The 16,103-nt window shown below is 57.0% G+C and carries 16 protein-coding genes and 1 pseudogene; 8 read left to right on the forward strand and 9 right to left on the reverse strand.

Annotated features, from left to right (window positions below):
- The first annotated feature begins 33 nt into the window (after positions 1–33).
- On the forward strand, positions 34–405 hold the full coding sequence (locus BLR16_RS15935; RefSeq protein ID WP_003367147.1) for a PH domain-containing protein: 372 nt from the start codon (positions 34–36) through the stop codon (positions 403–405).
- A gap of 45 nt (positions 406–450) precedes the next feature.
- Here BLR16_RS15935 and BLR16_RS15940 read toward each other — a convergent pair whose 3' ends face one another.
- The 3 genes and pseudogenes from BLR16_RS15940 to BLR16_RS29315 form a co-directional block, all read right to left on the reverse strand.
- Positions 451–2,247: a methyl-accepting chemotaxis protein gene (locus tag BLR16_RS15940; protein ID WP_054081831.1), complete on the reverse strand. Its 1,797-nt coding sequence runs from the start codon at positions 2,245–2,247 to the stop codon at positions 451–453.
- Positions 2,248–2,408: 161 nt separating this feature from the next.
- The gene (locus BLR16_RS29310; protein WP_371124462.1) at positions 2,409–3,272 is read right to left on the reverse strand and encodes a methyl-accepting chemotaxis protein; all 864 of its coding nucleotides are present in this window, start codon (positions 3,270–3,272) and stop codon (positions 2,409–2,411) included.
- Positions 3,267–4,022, reverse strand: a pseudogene (locus BLR16_RS29315) (MCP four helix bundle domain-containing protein); the annotation flags it as partial. The pseudogene BLR16_RS29315 and the gene BLR16_RS29310, both read right to left, overlap by 6 nt.
- Positions 4,023–4,230: 208 nt before the next feature.
- Here BLR16_RS29315 and BLR16_RS15950 point away from each other — a divergent pair.
- A complete protein-coding gene (locus BLR16_RS15950) occupies positions 4,231–5,175 on the forward strand; it encodes a DNA/RNA non-specific endonuclease (protein WP_003367137.1) in 945 nt (314 codons plus the stop codon).
- A 124-nt stretch (positions 5,176–5,299) separates the two neighbouring features.
- On the opposite strand, the gene BLR16_RS15955 is transcribed toward BLR16_RS15950, so the two are convergent.
- From BLR16_RS15955 to BLR16_RS15975, 5 genes are all read right to left on the reverse strand, one after another.
- Positions 5,300–6,136, reverse strand: a complete 837-nt coding sequence (locus tag BLR16_RS15955; RefSeq protein ID WP_003423890.1) for a DUF1206 domain-containing protein — start codon at positions 6,134–6,136, stop codon at positions 5,300–5,302.
- Positions 6,137–6,244: 108 nt separating this feature from the next.
- The gene (locus tag BLR16_RS15960; RefSeq protein WP_074808204.1) at positions 6,245–7,336 is read right to left on the reverse strand and encodes an SMP-30/gluconolactonase/LRE family protein; all 1,092 of its coding nucleotides are present in this window, start codon (positions 7,334–7,336) and stop codon (positions 6,245–6,247) included.
- 115 nt (positions 7,337–7,451) lie between these two features.
- Entirely contained in the window at positions 7,452–7,763 is a 312-nt protein-coding gene (locus BLR16_RS15965) for a hypothetical protein (RefSeq protein ID WP_074808209.1), read from the reverse strand.
- Positions 7,760–8,290: a DUF2778 domain-containing protein gene (locus tag BLR16_RS15970; RefSeq protein WP_074808212.1), complete on the reverse strand. Its 531-nt coding sequence runs from the start codon at positions 8,288–8,290 to the stop codon at positions 7,760–7,762. The genes BLR16_RS15965 and BLR16_RS15970 overlap by 4 nt, the downstream gene beginning before the upstream one ends.
- 22 nt (positions 8,291–8,312) lie before the next feature.
- Positions 8,313–8,813 (reverse strand): Hcp family type VI secretion system effector, encoded by a 501-nt coding sequence (locus BLR16_RS15975; protein ID WP_003432945.1) that lies wholly within the window; start codon positions 8,811–8,813, stop codon positions 8,313–8,315.
- A gap of 503 nt (positions 8,814–9,316) precedes the next feature.
- Here BLR16_RS15975 and BLR16_RS15980 point away from each other — a divergent pair.
- The 3 genes from BLR16_RS15980 to BLR16_RS15990 all read left to right on the forward strand — a co-directional run bounded on the left by BLR16_RS15980 (position 9,317) and on the right by BLR16_RS15990 (position 11,232).
- A complete protein-coding gene (locus tag BLR16_RS15980) occupies positions 9,317–9,688 on the forward strand; it encodes a hypothetical protein (RefSeq protein ID WP_003432947.1) in 372 nt (123 codons plus the stop codon).
- A 2-nt stretch (positions 9,689–9,690) separates the two neighbouring features.
- Positions 9,691–9,873 (forward strand): DUF1289 domain-containing protein, encoded by a 183-nt coding sequence (locus BLR16_RS15985; protein ID WP_003315517.1) that lies wholly within the window; start codon positions 9,691–9,693, stop codon positions 9,871–9,873.
- Between the two features lie 105 nt (positions 9,874–9,978).
- On the forward strand, positions 9,979–11,232 hold the full coding sequence (locus tag BLR16_RS15990; protein WP_003432948.1) for an MFS transporter: 1,254 nt from the start codon (positions 9,979–9,981) through the stop codon (positions 11,230–11,232).
- Between the two features lie 6 nt (positions 11,233–11,238).
- On the opposite strand, the gene BLR16_RS15995 is transcribed toward BLR16_RS15990, so the two are convergent.
- A complete protein-coding gene (locus BLR16_RS15995) occupies positions 11,239–11,988 on the reverse strand; it encodes a carbon-nitrogen hydrolase family protein (protein ID WP_074808220.1) in 750 nt (249 codons plus the stop codon).
- Positions 11,989–12,227: 239 nt separating this feature from the next.
- Between BLR16_RS15995 and BLR16_RS16000 the strand changes: the two genes are divergently transcribed.
- The 3 genes from BLR16_RS16000 (at position 12,228) to BLR16_RS16015 (ending at position 15,938) form a co-directional block, all read left to right on the forward strand.
- Positions 12,228–14,339 (forward strand): TonB-dependent siderophore receptor, encoded by a 2,112-nt coding sequence (locus tag BLR16_RS16000; protein ID WP_003432952.1) that lies wholly within the window; start codon positions 12,228–12,230, stop codon positions 14,337–14,339.
- A 53-nt stretch (positions 14,340–14,392) separates the two neighbouring features.
- Positions 14,393–15,121, forward strand: a complete 729-nt coding sequence (locus BLR16_RS16005; RefSeq protein ID WP_003367111.1) for a DUF4198 domain-containing protein — start codon at positions 14,393–14,395, stop codon at positions 15,119–15,121.
- A 361-nt stretch (positions 15,122–15,482) separates the two neighbouring features.
- Positions 15,483–15,938 (forward strand): hypothetical protein, encoded by a 456-nt coding sequence (locus BLR16_RS16015; protein ID WP_024663487.1) that lies wholly within the window; start codon positions 15,483–15,485, stop codon positions 15,936–15,938.
- Positions 15,939–16,103: the final 165 nt, after the last annotated feature.

Below are 16,103 nucleotides of genomic sequence, written 5' to 3' on the forward strand. Positions count from 1 at the left end.
ACCCCCCCCGAACAGATATTCAAGGATAGACAGATGATCGACTTCAACAACAAGGGCTTCTTCAAACTCAAACAGAATGACGAATACGCGGACCGGGTCAAGGACCTGCTGCTCGACGGCGAAGAGGTTATCGATGCCTACAAGTCCATGCGTGATGGCGTAGTGTTCACGAGCAAACGCATCATTGCGGTCAACGTCCAGGGGCTGACAGGCAGCAAGAAGGACTTCACCTCCTTGCCGTACAAGAACATCGTGGCGTGGTCGGTCGAGACGTCGGGTACGTTCGACCTGGACTCTGAACTGGAAATCTACTTCTCGGCGGTCGGCAAGGTAAAATTCGAATTCACCGGCAAGACCTCAATCGTTCAGATATCCAGGTACATCTCCCAACACCTTCTGGGCTGAAAAACGCCATCAGCCTGCGCATGGCGCAGGCCCTGGCATCTTAGGTCACTTGCCCAACAGCAGCGCTGCGTCGAAGCCCATCCGCAAGTTGCCCCAGTGGCGCCCCTCGAAAAAGAACGGCACATCGATTTCGGTCATGATCTCCCCGGTATCGCGCAAATAAGTCTGCAACAGAAAACGCTGCTTGTTGCCTGCGGCGCGCAGACCAATCGGGTCGGAGAACATGCGTTTGTTGCGGCACACCGGCAGATCGACTTCGCGGTTGCCGGTAGGCTTTTGCGATACCCAACTGTTGTTGACCGGGCAATAGCCTTTGCTGTCGACGATGAAGGTGACCTTGCCGCCGCGTGTGCCCTTGGTCAGCTTGTCGCATTCTTCCTGGCAGACTTGCGCAAAACGCTCGGTGTAACCGGTGGTGTATTGTTTGGGGTCTGTGCCCGGAATCAGCTTGTAACTCTGATCGAACAGATTGACGCCCTGTTTGTGCAGCTCGGCCAGGCGTACTTGCAGAATGTCACGGCACTGACTGGCGCGAGTGATCGCTGCATCCAGTTCGCCATGCCCAAGCACGAAACGCCCCAGCAGCGCCTGCACTTGCTCAGCCACACTGGACAGATCCCGAGTAGCCGTTGCGGAATGCTGCATGCGCTGATCGATGGCCTGGCTATCGGAATAGATCCGCGTTACCCGTTCATTGATCCCCGTGTTGGTAGAGGCGAACTGCTGAATGTGTGCAGCGATGTCGGCGAGCTTGTCGTTGGTCGACTCGAAATCGCCGATCATGCTCTCGAAATGGCCGGATGCGCGCTCCACCACCAGTTGGGTTTCACGGGCGCTGTGGCTGATCTGGATGGTCTGTTCGTGTGTGGAACTGACTTCCTGAAGCATCGCGTCGATGTTGCGCGAGATGTCGTCAGTGGCTTTGCTGACGTTTTGCGCCAGCGTGCGCACCTCGTCGGCCACCACCGCAAAACCTCGACCACTCTCCCCCGCCCGCGCCGCTTCGATGGCCGCATTGAGCGCCAGCAGGTTGGTTTGCGAAGAAATCTGCTGAATCAGCCCGACAATCGACTTGATGCTTGATGAACGCTCGTTCAGGCCGGAGACCAGCCCACCGAACTCGTTGAGACTGGTGGATATCTGGCTGATATTGCCGGTCACCTCAAGCAGTTCGGCGTAAGAGTCGCGTGCCATGCTCAGATTCTGCGCAGTGGTGCTGGAAATACCCTGGGTCTGCTGCGAAACATCCTCGATGCTGCCCACTGCCATATTGCTCTGGTCCATCACTTCTCTGGCGAAGCGTGCCTGATCGGTCGCGCTGTCGCTGGAGTCACTGATGTTCTTCAGCGAACGCGCCGACTCGACGGCGATCTGCACAGTCAGCCCCTGAATGCTGCTGATGATCTCGCGCTGTTTGGCCAGAAAGAGATTGCAGGTACTGGCCAGCCCGCGAATTTCATCATGGGTGAGCAGCGGCAGATCCCTTGATAGATCACCTTCGCCACTGGCGACCTCTTCGAGCGCGCGAGTCATGGACATCACCGGACGCACGATCAGGTGGCGGAAATACCACACCATGAAGCTGACCATGACCAGCGTGAACAGGGTGCTCAGCAGAATTGCGTTGCTCAGCAGATCGAGCTGACTCTGGATCACGCCCAGCGCGGCAGGGTCCGTTTGCGTGCCGCGCAATTGCAGCATGATATCGGAACGAATGTTCAGCGCCACCCAATACAGAAAGGCGCTGACCAGGACCAGCAGGAAAAGGCTTGATAGCTTCTTGGTCAGCGTGTTGAAAAACTGCTTTTCAACTGACTCGTACAAAGCCTTTAACGTCTGCATTTTCCTGCTCCCGGGTACAAGGGTGATTCTCATGCGATGGTTAACGTCTGTCGCGACCAAAGCTTTAATGCGTTCGCCTTCAGCGGAGGCGGAAAACTTCGACCACACAGCTCGCGGCGCTTTTCGCGCCGCAGAGTACTGCAGAGCTGGGCAATTTGATATCACAGTTGAAAGCGATCAACCGATTGTGAAAGCTGCCCGGCCATCAACGACAGTTCATCAGTGGTACTGGCTGTCTGGCCGATGACACGGCTATTGCCCTCGGACATGCTGGCAATCATTTCTACCTGATGGGCGATTTCGTTGCTGGCCAGGCTCTGCTCGCCAATGGTACGGGTGATGTCATTGACCAACTGCGTGGTGCTCAATGTGGCATCCAGGATATCGCTGATCGCACGCTCCACTTCAGCGGTGACCGCCATGCCCTTGTCGACCTGGGCCACGCCGGCTTCCATGCTGGTAACCGCCTCGCGGGTGCTCTGCTGAATGCGCGCGACCATGGTGGTTATTTCCTGAGTGGAAGCACTGGTGCGCCCTGCCAGGCTGCGCACCTCGTCGGCCACCACGGCAAAACCACGGCCCTGCTCGCCAGCGCGGGCAGCTTCGATGGCCGCGTTGAGCGCCAACAGGTTGGTCTGGTCGGCAATGCCCTTGATGACCTGAATAATATTGAAGATGCCTTCTGAATCCTTGTCCAGCGTGCGGATCACCTGAGCCGACTGCTGTGCCGAACGGGCAATGCTGTCCATGTCACTGACCACCTGATGGATCACCTTACCGCCGTTCTTGGCCAGGGATTCTGCCTGACTGGCCATATCCAGTGCCTGCCCCGCATGTCGGGTGATTTCTTCAATGCTTGCGGTCATCTCGCTGGTCGCCGCCGACATGGTGCCAGCTGCTGAACTCTGTTGCCGGCTGCTGTCGGCCACCTCATGGCAACCACTGCTGAGCTGACGGCTCATGCCACTGACGTCATTGGCATTGCTGCGCACCACTTCGATCATGCTGCGCAGATCACGCTGCATGATCGCCAGGCTGCGAATCAGCATGCTGGCTTCGTCACGGCCACTTGACTCGGCGATGGGTTCGCGCAGGTTGCCATGGGCAATACTGTCGGCAATACGGCTGGCGGACGCGAGCGGGATCATGATGCTGCGCGTCACCCAATGCCCCTGCACCAGCAGCAGCAAAATACTGATCGAAAGCACGACTACCAAGGTGACATTGGCACTAAGAGTGGTCTGACGGGTGCGTTCGCCGCTGGCTTTGGCGTTGCCCTCGATCAGGTCACTCAAGCTCGACATCTGCCCCTCCAACTGCGTGAAGGCACTGGAAAAAGTACCCAGCTCTTGCTGCGCGCGGTCCGGGCTGTCGATGGCCAGCCCGACAATTCGCTCGCCTGCGCTGATATAAGCGTCGAGGCTTGGCTTTATCCTGCTCAGCTCTGCCTTGATGGCATCAGTGAGCGGCAATTGCAGGTTATCGCCCACGACCTTGCGAAACAGCGCGGCATGCTCTTTGAGGGATGCCTGCACTTCGTCGCGCGTACTGTTGCTCTTGCCCAGGCCGAACAGCATCGCTGACAGCACATCGGCGCGCAGCGCATCGTGCATCATGTCGGCTTCGAGGTGATTGCCCAGTGCAGCCATGCTGACTTCACTGTCGAGCATCGCCGCCTCCATGCGCGTATTACCCAGGTAGTTGACCAGGCTGATGATCATGACGGTCAGCACACTGGTGCCTATCAGCAAGAACAGACGTAGTTTTATCGACATCCTGTAGCCCCTCCGGTCAATGAAATAACGCGAGCTGCGGATTGCTCTTATTCAAGAGCTTATCGACGCACGTTGCCAGATACTTAAGCTTATTTAACGGATATTGCCGAATCCGCAGACGATCACGTTGAACGTCAGGCCTGACGCCGCTCTGTAACGCGTCTATGGTGAACTGAGGACATTCAATCCACACACAGGAGCCAGCACCGTGCCTGACAAGAAGTTCGCCATCGATCTCGCCTACCGGCCCCGCCTTGCCGACCTCAAACCGCTGACGTCGACTACCACGCTGCTGGAACCTCAGGCGTTGGCCGCACCACGCACTACACCGGCAAGCGACTTGAAAAAACGCACCGGCTACGCCGAGAACTTCCTTGGTGATTTCATCGTGCCCTGGCCGACCACCGACGAAGAACTTGCGCCTGATGTCTACCCGTTAAAGAACACCGGTAATCGCCTCGATTACACGCACTTTTCCATCACCATGTCGCGCAGTCGGCGTCTGGCGCTGTATGTCGGCGTCAACATTGATGGTGCCAACAGCGTAGAGGTCAAACGCAGCAAGGATTCCTGGGCATTTGACGGTCGCCTGCCCGCCGAGGCGCAGATTGGCGAAAGTGTGTACGCCGACAACCTGCTGGATCGCGGCCATCTGGTTCGGCGTCAGGACCCTAACTGGGGCAAGGAAGCCGAAGTTGCCAACAGCGATACCTTCCACTTCACCAACTGCTCGCCGCAGATGGGTGCGTTCAATCAGAAGACCTGGCTGGAGCTGGAGGACTACATTCTCGACAACACACGACGCTGGAAGTCACGGGTAACGGTGTTTACCGGCCCCGTGCTGCGCGACGACGACCGCAGCTACCGCAATGTCAAAATCCCTTCGGCATTCTGGAAAGTCGTGGCGTTTCTCGGCGATGACGGCAAGCCTTCGGCCAGCGCCTATATGATCGACCAGACCCGCGAGCTGGGTAAGCTGGACATCATGTTCGGCCCGCTCAAAACCTGGCAACGCAGCGTGGCGCAGATCGAGCAACTCACCGGTATCCGTTTTGGCGATCTGTCCAGCTACGACGGCTTCTCCAACGAAGAGCGCCTGACCGGCACACGCATCGAAGCCCAGATCCGCGGACCACAGGATATTCGGATCTGACTTGCCGGTAAGCGTATCGGCACATCGAGGCTGACAATTACACGCAAATCCACCTGAATGCGTGCCAATGCTGTGCATTGACACGCAGCGGTTAGTTTTCCGCGTCCCTGACGGGGTGGTAGAGTCAGCGGAAATGACGCGCCACGGCTTCCGGCGCATCAGGCACGTCCATATTGATCCGGCGCCAGGCCGCCTGCGCGAAGCTGTACACCGAAAACGCAATCAGCCCGAGCGCCACAATCAGCAATACCAGGCCACCTGCGGGCAAATCCTGCAAACCGTTGAGCGCGTCCTTCATGCCCGGCGGGTGCATGGCCTGATAACTGGAACCGCTTACCGCCAGTAACACGGCAATTTCAATGAATGCCACGCCCCGGGCGATCAAGCCGAAGCGCGATACCGGACGCACGTACTTCATGACGTCCTCGTCGGCCTCGAAATACTTCTCGAAGGAAGCCTTGTAGCCCTTGATGATGTGCACAATGCCCAACCCCAGGGGCACCAGGGCGACCACGTAGACCAGCAGATTGGAGTGATCCCAGGACAGAATGGCTGCCAGCAGGTCCTTGGCCTGACCACCGTCCGATGAGCCACCGGAGCTCTTCAGCCCACTGACCAGCAGGCCAAGGGCGAAGAACGCCAGTGCGCCGTACGTAAAGCCGCCCACCAACAGACCACCGCGAATCACCAGCCCTTTGAATTCGCGGCCATGATGATCAACGTCCCGGGTAGCCTGCAAGACACGCCATGCCGCAAACGCCAGCAGGCCGACGATCACCACCCCGACCAGAACACCGCCGAATGGCTGGCTCAACAGCGCTTCAAGACTGCTGTGGCTGTCGGCAGGCTGCGATGAGCCTTGCGCCGCCAGTACCGCGAACAGACCGATAATCAGATAAACAACACCACGGGCGGCATAACCGCCCCGTGCAAGTAGAACAAGGCCGCGTTGCGCCGACATAATTAACTATCCCTGAAAGTGATTACAGGAACAGACCGGGCACAGCCCGGGGGGTTCGACCCGATTGACGACGCGTCATGCCAGGCGCCGTCATCGGGTCACACACCGTCAGGCAAACGTGGCACCGCGCGCGTTGACGAACACCGAATAAAGCGAATGGCTGCTGGCCATGAACAGCCGATTACCCTCTCGCCCGCCGAAGCAGATGTTGGCGCAGCGTTCGGGCAGGCTGATGTGGCCGATGGCCTTGCCTTGAGGGTTGAACACGCGCACGCCGTCGAGTTTCTCCATATCCGCCTTGGGGTCACCATTGCCGCCCCAGCCGCACCACAGATTGCCGCTTTCGTCGCACTTGATGCCGTCGATGGCCGCGTAGTCCAGACCTTCGATGTGCTTGCGCCGTTCGCCCAGCGTGCCATCTTCCTTGACCGCTATAGACCAGATAAGGCCATTGGGTTTGGCCCGCCCTTCGACCACATACAAGGTTTTCTCGTCCGGCGAAAAGCACAGACCATTCGGACCGGCCAGATCATCGATAACCCTGGAGACCTTGCCGTTCGAGGGGTCTATGCGATAGACGCCGAAGGGTTGCTCCTGCTTGACCTTTTGACCTTCATAGTTGCTTTCGGCCTGAAAGGTAGGGTCGGTGAACCAGATAGAACCATCACGTTTGCAGGCGATGTCGTTGGGCGAATTGAAAGGTTTGCCCTCGAAGCTGTCGGCCAGCACGGTGATACGCCCGTTGTACTCGGTACGCGTCACCCGCCGCCCTTCGGTGGTGGTGCTCGACCCCTCACAAACCAGCAACCGGCCCTGACGGTCGCGGCACATGCCATTGGAAAAGTTCGAGTGCTCGCGGTACACCGACAGCTCACCCGTTACCTCGTCCCAGCGCATGATGCGATTGTTGGCGATATCGCTGACCAGCAAGTAGCGACCGTCTCCGATCCACACCGGCCCTTCGGCCCAGCGCATGCCGCTGGCCAGCTTCTCGACGCTGGCATTGAATATTCGTATGTCAGTAAAGCTGTCATCCAGCACACGGACCAACGGGTCGGGATAGCGCTGGGTCAGCGGCTGAGCGCTGGAAAGACGCGGCAATGCGCCGATGGCGGCAACGGTTGCTGAAACGGCCAGCGATTTTTTCAGAAAGCTCCGACGGCTTGGCTCCAGAGCGGGGCTTGAGGTTGAGAAATCCATCATGCGTCTCCTTGTTATTTTTGGAATGGCGCCGGCCTTGCGGCCGAACGTCATCCTACAAGATAACGCTGCATGGCTTGAATGATAGCCGTGTGAAATCAGGCAGCACTGCGTATTATCTGCCAGCTCTCTTATTAGCTGCTGACTGCCGTTCTGCTCTGAACGTATGAAGCCTTTTAGCTGCAGCGCATACAAGAAACGCCGATGGAACCAGCATTACGAATACCATTAAGGCAAGAATCAGGAACTCTCCATCCTCGCCACCGATTATGCCTAGCGCACTCACTGCTGAAGCATACATATCGAGGCCTGTTTCAGTTCCAAGAAGCCAGCCAATAAAGCCTAAAGCGACAACCCACTTAGTGAGCAGCGTAGCCAGTAGCGAAACCAAAATACCCATTACGATGAGTTTTATTATCTTCTTCATTTGGAATTCTTCTCGCCAGCATCGACCACATCTATTATCCCATAGTACTTGAGATTCGTTCCATCAATAACCGCCCCCCTCTGGCTGCGAAGATACTTCTTAAGCTCATCGAAACCAATCTGAGAGTTAAGAGTAACGCAGCCTTCGCTTACACCACGCGGCCCGACGGGGTGGAGCCTAAACGCGCCACGCCGTATATTATCAACAGTTGTCTGATCATCAACTTCCCCGTCATCTCTGTAGAGACCAAACCACTCTCCTCTGTCTGTGCCAGCCAAAAAGTCTTGTAACGGCTCTCTAACCCAACCGAACCTGCCCCCACTTTGCCGATCAACAATAAAATATCGCCCAGTTGGAATTGCACCTTTCCCCTGAACAGACTGATATTGAGGATTGTTAACAAATGGAGCCCCCATACCCGAGAACGCTTCATCGCTAGCTTGGCCACAACGTAAGGTGCTCACGGATTCACTATTTAATGAAAAGCTGCAATATGCAACATTAGGATTATTGGTATTTTCCGACATGTAACACCCTTCTTTGGCAAAACTAGGCGTAGACTCTACTTTTTATACCATCCCAACCACCCGCTACTTGTCCGCCGCCTTGACCATCGGATCGCTTCTGCTGGGTATAGAGCATTTTTATGCGCCCATAATTAAGGCGCACTGTTTCAGTTGGAAAACCACTTTCAATCGAGCCATTACCATTCAGAGATACCGAAGAAATTATTACCTCTTCAAGCTTTATCTCTAGATATTTTATTTTTTCCGTACCTGCACGATTTACAGCGATAGTAACCTCTTTGAAATGCTTACCACTGCAGCAAGCCTCATGGAGCTTGGGGGTAGATTTATCAACAGCTTTACGGAAAAAGAAATCGCTCATACTGGCTCGCCCGCTGCTTGCCCCGCCAGCGCTTGTTGTCGTCGCCGACGCTGACTGGCTTGCACCAACATCAAAATCCGAAAGCTCTATCCAATCTTTAAATACAGCGTCAAGAGACTCGCCAGGAATACCTTCGATCTGCATATAAGTATCAAACGCCATAGCACCACTCCCTGTGTACATTTAACAAAAGACTTATAGTAACTGATTTTTTTAGGCTGAAAACTTTTTTCCTATAACTCACCCAAGAGAATTCAAGAGAAATTCTCGCAGAGCTTACAACTCAACACTGAATCATTAACAGCGCCACTAGCATATCAAGTGTTGACACCTACAAATAATGCGCCAAACACACCTTTATGAAAAACCATCACTGAATACTCCTTAGCCGATATTAAAACGTCGCCAGCTCGACAAGCAATAAGTCAAGGCACACAAGGATGCCCGAACGGCACATGTTAACGCTATCGTCTTTATCTGAAGACCATGAAGGATAAGTCATACTGAAACATTTAAAAATAAACAAGACCTTATAATTATGTGCTTAACCTGATTTGCAGGCCAACTCGAAGCACAGCTTTCACGTTCTTGATTGCCTCAAACTGTAAGCAAAACCAGCAATCAGGTATCGTGACCATCTTTCTCTCTACACTCCAAGGTCCCCCATGCCATCCAGCAAACGCGAACAGGCCCAGACAGATCGGCGTCTGGTGAGCGCACTGACGCACGCCTGCGAGACCGCCAAGGCCGAGATGCCCGGTTTTTGCTGGCTGACTCATGAAGTCGATTACGCGGCGTTCCCGGCCAGCCTGCAGGTGGTATGGGTGTTTGACACGCTGGCTGACAAGAACGCTGCACTGGAGCGCGGGTTGGGCGAGCGGATGATCGGTCTTACGGTAGAGGCACTTGACGATGCACAGGTCAGCCTGTCGAATCCAGCGGCTCATGTGCATGTCGACTGCGAAGAGCAGTGCCTGCGCGAGAACGCGGGCGACTGGCAGCAGCGCATCAAACGCAAATACGCCAGACGAGGTTGAACATGGCCAAGGACATCGAAAACCCGTGCATTTCCGTATGCCAGCTCAGCGGCGATCTGTGTGTGAGCTGCGGGCGTACCAAGGACGATATCCGCAAGTGGAAGCGCATGAAGCGGCCAGAAAAAATGGCTGCCGTGCAACGCGCGACCCAGCGACTGAAAAGCCTGCAGAAAAAGAGCATTTGAAGCCTAAATTTCATCTTCGGTGCGGAAACTTCTTTAAAACGGCCCGGGTCAGTATTACCCGTGACTCGGTTGCCTGGAGTCGGACGAATTACAGGAACTTCACTCTTGGTCAGTCATGCAGATCGCCGCAACACCCTTTCACTGGACAGCCTGAATTTCTTCCTTGCCGATGTGCGCGATGGCCTGGGCCCGTATCTGGCGATCTACCTGCTGGCGGTGCACAAATGGGACCCGGCCAGCATCGGTGTGGTGATGACCATCGCCGGCATTGCCGGGCTGCTGACCCAGACACCTGCCGGGGCGCTGATCGACCGTACGCCCTACAAGCGCGCCATGATTGGTGTGGCGGCCTTGTTGGTGACGCTGAGTTGCGTGATTCTGCCGTTTACCTCGTCCTTTTCCATTGTCGCCCTGACCCAGGCGTTGAGCAGCATTGCGGCCTCGGTATTTGCACCGGCCATCGCGGCCATTTCGCTGGGCATCACCGGGCCAAAAGCGTTTACCCGCCGTACCGGACGCAACGAAACGTTCAACCACGCTGGTAACGCCTGCGCAGCCCTTCTGGCTGGCGGCTTCGCCTATCTATTCGGCCCTATTGCGGTGTTTTACCTGATGGCCGCGATGGCGCTGGCGAGTATTGTCGCGGTCAGCTTCGTTTCCGCAGACGCCATCGATCACGACGTGGCTCGGGGCTTCGACGCCAGTCACGACGTCAGTGGTCATCAGCCGTCGGGGCTTTCTGCACTGTTGAGCAACAAGCCGCTGCTGATGTTTGGTATCTGCTGCGCCCTGTTTCATCTGGCCAACGCAGCGATGCTGCCGCTGGTGAGTCAGAAGCTGTCACAGATCAACATGCAAATGGCGACACCGCTCACTTCAGCGTGCATCGTCGCGGCCCAACTGGTGATGGTGCCAGCCGCGTTGCTGGTAGGTATGAAAGCGGATGTCTGGGGGCGCAAGCCGCTGCTGCTGGCCGGTTTTCTGTTCTTGCCGATTCGCGGTGTGCTTTACACCCTCTCCGATGATCCCTATTGGCTGGTAGCGGTGCAGATGCTCGACGGCATCGGTGCGGGCCTGTTCGGTGCCCTGTTCCCATTGATGGTCAAGGACCTCACTCAAGGCAGCGGGCGTTTCAACGTGAGTCTGGGTGCGCTGTCCACGCTGTTCGGGCTGGGTGCAGCGCTGAGCAATAGCCTGGCGGGTTTTGTCGTGCATGCGGCAGGTTACAGCGCGGCATTTCTGACCCTTGCCGGTGTGGCAGCGGTAGCGTTCTGCCTGTTGTGGCTGGCCGTGCCAGAGACCCTTTCGCGCTCGCATAACGAACCCGGGCTCAAGCCGGACACAGCCGTGGGCGCGTGAAACGTCCTACTCCAGCGTAACCGCCCTGACCTGCCAGCCCTCGCGCTGGCGGGTCGCGACTACCAGACCACCTCCTTCACCTTCCATCCCGCCGACCCAACGCCCTTCCTCGTCCCACAGACCACTGCGCCCCGCCGACTGCCAGCCGCCAGTCGGCCCTCCATGATTGGCCATCAACACCGGCAGCGAGTGGCGGCGGGCATGCCCCGAAAGCAGTCCGGCGTCGTATTCATAGCCTCCCGGCGAGATCAGCACACTGGCTGCGTACATCCAGGCTCCCCCTTGCGCCAGGCGGCGCGCATGCTCGGCGTGGGCAAAGTCTGCACACACGCACAGACCGATCCGCTGCTGACCAAGTGGCAGATAGCAGTCCGCATTGCCTGCGCTAAACACCGCGTCTTCACCGGGATGCAGGTATTGCTTGGCATAGGCGATGACATCGCCCGCAGCGGTGAAGGTAATTGCGCCAATCAGGACGCTATCGTCCGGCCCCTTGAGCGGCACGCCAAGGGTGGTCGTCAATCGCAACTTCACCGCCAGTGCCGCGAGCGGCGCCAGACGCACATCGTCGGCAAGCAGGGCGAGTTCGCGAGCCAGATCCGGTTCGTAGCCTGTGAGTGACAACTCTGGAAACAGCAGGTAAGTGGCGCCCTGTTCAGCTGCCCGTTGCATGAACGCCAGGTGCCCGGAGAGGTTGTGCTCGATAGCTCCCCGTGCAGAGCAGAATTGGGCAGCGGCGAGTATTGGAAACGTCATTGGCTCTCCAGAGCACACAGGAATCACAGGCGAGAGGTTCGCCGACCTCAATAGCCGGGTTGACGCATATTACATTTTCAAGGCCCAGCGAAGTTGTACGACGTAGTCCCCCACCTGAGCGCTGAGTTGCAAGGATCGCCCCCCCTACTGATCAGCCCGATGTTACATCCCCAGCAACAAACAACAATAATTCTCAACGGAGATGTTATATTGTATCTATTATCATCAGGAAGTCTCACATGTCGTCTCGTAGAATCGCATCTCTGGCAGGCTTGGCAATCGGCGTTTTGGGCAATACGGGTTACGCGGAGGAAAGCCCGCAGACCATAGAACTGGAAAGCGTCAACGTCACGTCCGACTATCAGTACGAGACGGCGACCAGCCCGGTCCAGGGCTATCGCGCTACCCGCTCGGCCACGGCCACCAAAACCGATACCGCCATCGCGGATATCCCGCAGTCGATCAGCGTGGTACCTGCCTCGGTGCTCAAGGACCTTGGCAGCAACAGCGTCGAGCGTGCGCTGGATTTTGCCGGCGGCGTGTCGAAGCAGAACAACTTCGGCGGTCTGACGCTCTACGAGTACAGCATCCGGGGCTTTACCACTTCCGAATTTTACAAGGACGGCTTCAGCGCCAACCGCGGCTACCCTGCCACGCCGGATGCCGCAAATATCGAGCGTATCGAAGTGCTGAAAGGCCCCGCCGCCAGCCTGTACGGGCGTGGCGATCCGGGCGGCACGGTCAATATCGTCACCAAGAAACCCCAGCGTGAAGCCTTTACCACCTTGCAGACCAGCGCAGGCAGTTGGGATCGCTATCGCACCGCGCTGGACGTCAACACCCCGCTGGATGAAGAAGGCAATCTGCTCTCGCGGGTCAATCTGGCCGTCGAAGACAACAACAGCTTTCGTGACCATGTAGAAAGCAAACGGGTGTTTGTCGCCCCGTCCTTCAGTTGGCAACTGAACCCAGACACCCGTCTGCTGGTGGAAACCGAATTCGTGCGCCACACATCGACTTTCGACCGGGGCGTGGTCGCCCCCAACAACACCTGGAGCGGCGTGTCTCGCTCGACCTTCCTCGGTGAGCCGGACGATGACATCGATAACGACAACAACATGGTCCAGTTCGCGTTGGACCACCAGCTCAACGATATCTGGTCACTGCGTCTGGCCAGCCATTACAAACAGGGCGAGATGTCGGGTTTTGCCAGCGAGGCGCGCCCGTTGAATGCCGACGGGCACACGGTCAATCGCCGTTATCGGGAGCGCGACAACAATTGGCATGACAGCATCACTCAGTTGGAATTACGCGGTCGTTTCGATGGTATGGGAGTCGAGCACGAAGTGCTGATCGGCACCGAGTACGAGAACTATCGCAAGAACGAGCGCGTCACGACCATCGCCGGCAGCCCCTACGCCATCGACATCTACAACCCGGTCTACGGCCAACCGAAACCCGCCGGCGCACGCTCCGGTACTGATTTTTACGAGCATGTCGAAAGCCGCGCGCTGAACCTGCAGGACCAGATTGTCTTTACCGACAAGCTGCGCGGCATGATCGGGGCACGCTACGAGCACTTCGATCAGCAGGTCGATGACTTCACCACCAACGCCACCTCCGGGCAGCGCCAGGACGCTTTCACTCACCGCGCCGGGTTGCTTTATCAACTCACACCGCAAGTCGGTCTGTTCGCCAACGCGTCCACCTCGTTCAAGCCCAACAATGGCCTGGATGCCGCCGGCAAAACCTTCGACCCGGAAGAAGGCGTCGGCTATGAAGTCGGGATCAAGAGCGAACTGTTCGACGATCGCCTGAGCACGACCCTCGCCGCCTTTCATATCGAGAAGGAAAACGTTCTCGCCCTTGATCCTGGCACCGACACCAATCGTGCGGTGGGCAAGGCTCGCAGCCAGGGCTTGGATCTGCAATTGACCGGGCAGGTCAGCGAAGCCATTCGGGTCATCGGTGCCTTCGCCTACATTGACGCCGAAGTGACCAAGGGCGACCAGACCATCCCCACCGGCAGTCGCATCCTCGGTGTCGCCAAACACAGCGGCAGCCTGCTGGGCGTCTATGAGTTCCAGGAAGGCGCGTTGCGCGGCTCGGACGTGGGCGCGGCGTATACCTACGTCGGCGACCGCTCTGGGCAGTCGGGCGCTGACTTCGAGTTGCCGGCCTACCAGACCGTAGACCTGCTGGCGCATTACAAAGCCAGCGAGAACGTCACGGTGGGTCTGAACCTGAACAACATTTTCGATGAAAAATACTACGAGCGCTCCTACAGCAATTACTGGGTCGCGCCTGGCGAACCGCGCAACGTTACGGTGAGCCTGACCCTCAGCCTCTGACGCCCATGACAACCCGACTCAATACACCCCGCTCCCAACAACAAGGACGCATCATGCTTTCAAACAAACCTTTCCTGGCCCTGGGCCTGCTCGGCGCTTTGTTCGCCAGCCACGTCAATGCGCACGGTCTGTGGACCGAACAGCGTCGCGGCAATATCGAAGTGGTCTACGGTCATGGCGCCGAAGACAACGCTTTCAAGGCGCAGAAAGTCAGCGGCGCGTGGGCCTACGACCTGCAGGGCAAAATGATCCCGGTGACGGTACAACGCCTTGAAGACCACGCGCGTCTGGTGCCGCTCAAGCCGCCTGCGGTCATGAGCGTTGCGCTGGATAACGGCATGTGGACGCGCGACGCCGAGAAGCGATGGGTCAATGAAGGTCGCAGCAAAGTACCCAATGGCACCGACTCCATCCACACCTTCAAATACAGCGTGGCCATTTACGCCGAAGGCGCGCACCTGCCAGCGTTCAACAAGTTGAATTTCGTGATCGTGCCGCAGACCGACCCTTTGAAAGTCGGCGCAGGCAAACCACTGCCGGTGCGCGTACTGATCGACGGCAAACCCGCCGCCGGCATCAAACTGATCGGCGATTACCGCAGTGCACCGGATGTCGTCAGCGCCGAAACCGATGCACAAGGTCTGGCCAGCGTCATCGTGCGTAACGAGGGGCTGAATATCATCGCCGCCGAAGTCACGCTGCCGGTCAAGGACAACGCCGACATCGCTGAACGCGGCTTGTTTACCTCGCTGACGTTTGTTGGTGAAGCGCATCACGACTGATGACGCGCAGTAGCAAATAACTTCTACTCAGCCACGCAAGGTATCTTCGGCCGACGTTGCCGGAGAACCTTGCTGATCGCACTTTGCGCGTGCCTGCTCGATTGCCTGCCTGTTGATGCTTGCCCATGCGGACAGCATTTCCAGCTGCGGCTTCAATGAGTGGCCGAGTTCGGTCAAGTCACAGCAAACATCGTCGAAGCCTTGGTCAGGCAGTCAGGTTCAACCCAAGAGCCTGACCATGGAATGCGTGCGCGAATATACAATTTTGTACAAAATAGATACATCAATCTAAAGGCCCGCTGTTGCGGGCCGATAGGCTTACTAAACAAGACTCCACAAATCCTCCGGGACCGGAACCTCAATGAAAATCGCACCTTTCGACACCCCTCCGATCATGAATATTCAAGTCGTGAGCTCAACGCCAGCTTCGGTGACAGAAAGCTCCGCAGTATCCAGTGTTACACCTGCCGCTGTTAAGGTTCAGATCTCGAAGGAAGGTCAGGAAAAACTCGAAAGTGAAAGGAACGCGGACATTGATCGGTCCGGCCTGCCTGAGGACGTCAAGGAAGTCTTGAAAAACATCCGTAAGCTTCAGGATAAGATCGCTGAAAAGAACCAGGAATTGATGGAACTGCTGAACGACAAGACCCTGTCGGAAGATGAGAAGAAACGGCAGAGAGAGCTTTTGACGTCCACCATCAGGAGCATGCAATCAGCGTTGTCCCAAGCCATGAGCGCGCTGAATAACGCGATGTCGTCCAATAATATGGACTCCGATAGCCGTAGCCAGGCCAAGGGCCTGATCGGGATGAAATAGGCGTCACGCATTGACCGGGCCGTGAATATTTCCAGCGGGCGCAACGCTCCGCCGGAATAGCAGCTTGCCACTACAGTGAAATCCGGCGACCCCGCCCCCCACAAGAAACCTGCAATATTCCCTTTAGTAAACAAAGTTTCCAGAAACCTCTGGACGCTGGATTTC

The sequence above is a fragment of the Pseudomonas sp. BS3767 genome (assembly GCF_900099665.1).
Classification (GTDB): Bacteria; Pseudomonadota; Gammaproteobacteria; order Pseudomonadales; family Pseudomonadaceae; genus Aquipseudomonas; species Aquipseudomonas cerasi.

What these genes read in the sequence shown, in the direction of transcription:
- BLR16_RS15940 (WP_054081831.1), bottom strand. Translation starts at nt 2,247, where the DNA reads ATGCAGACGTTAAAGGCTTTGTACGAGTCAGTTGAAAAGCAGTTTTTC.
- BLR16_RS15980 (WP_003432947.1), top strand. Translation starts at nt 9,317, where the DNA reads ATGCCATCCAGCAAACGCGAACAGGCCCAGACAGATCGGCGTCTGGTG.
- BLR16_RS15995 (WP_074808220.1), bottom strand. Translation starts at nt 11,988, where the DNA reads ATGACGTTTCCAATACTCGCCGCTGCCCAATTCTGCTCTGCACGGGGA.
- BLR16_RS16015 (WP_024663487.1), top strand. Translation starts at nt 15,483, where the DNA reads ATGAAAATCGCACCTTTCGACACCCCTCCGATCATGAATATTCAAGTC.
- BLR16_RS15955 (WP_003423890.1), bottom strand. Translation starts at nt 6,136, where the DNA reads ATGTCGGCGCAACGCGGCCTTGTTCTACTTGCACGGGGCGGTTATGCC.
- BLR16_RS15935 (WP_003367147.1), top strand. Translation starts at nt 34, where the DNA reads ATGATCGACTTCAACAACAAGGGCTTCTTCAAACTCAAACAGAATGAC.
- BLR16_RS16000 (WP_003432952.1), top strand. Translation starts at nt 12,228, where the DNA reads ATGTCGTCTCGTAGAATCGCATCTCTGGCAGGCTTGGCAATCGGCGTT.
- BLR16_RS29310 (WP_371124462.1), bottom strand. Translation starts at nt 3,272, where the DNA reads ATGCAGCGTGATCTGCGCAGCATGATCGAAGTGGTGCGCAGCAATGCC.
- BLR16_RS15960 (WP_074808204.1), bottom strand. Translation starts at nt 7,336, where the DNA reads ATGGATTTCTCAACCTCAAGCCCCGCTCTGGAGCCAAGCCGTCGGAGC.
- BLR16_RS15970 (WP_074808212.1), bottom strand. Translation starts at nt 8,290, where the DNA reads ATGTCGGAAAATACCAATAATCCTAATGTTGCATATTGCAGCTTTTCA.
- BLR16_RS15985 (WP_003315517.1), top strand. Translation starts at nt 9,691, where the DNA reads ATGGCCAAGGACATCGAAAACCCGTGCATTTCCGTATGCCAGCTCAGC.
- BLR16_RS16005 (WP_003367111.1), top strand. Translation starts at nt 14,393, where the DNA reads ATGCTTTCAAACAAACCTTTCCTGGCCCTGGGCCTGCTCGGCGCTTTG.
- BLR16_RS15965 (WP_074808209.1), bottom strand. Translation starts at nt 7,763, where the DNA reads ATGAAGAAGATAATAAAACTCATCGTAATGGGTATTTTGGTTTCGCTA.
- BLR16_RS15975 (WP_003432945.1), bottom strand. Translation starts at nt 8,813, where the DNA reads ATGGCGTTTGATACTTATATGCAGATCGAAGGTATTCCTGGCGAGTCT.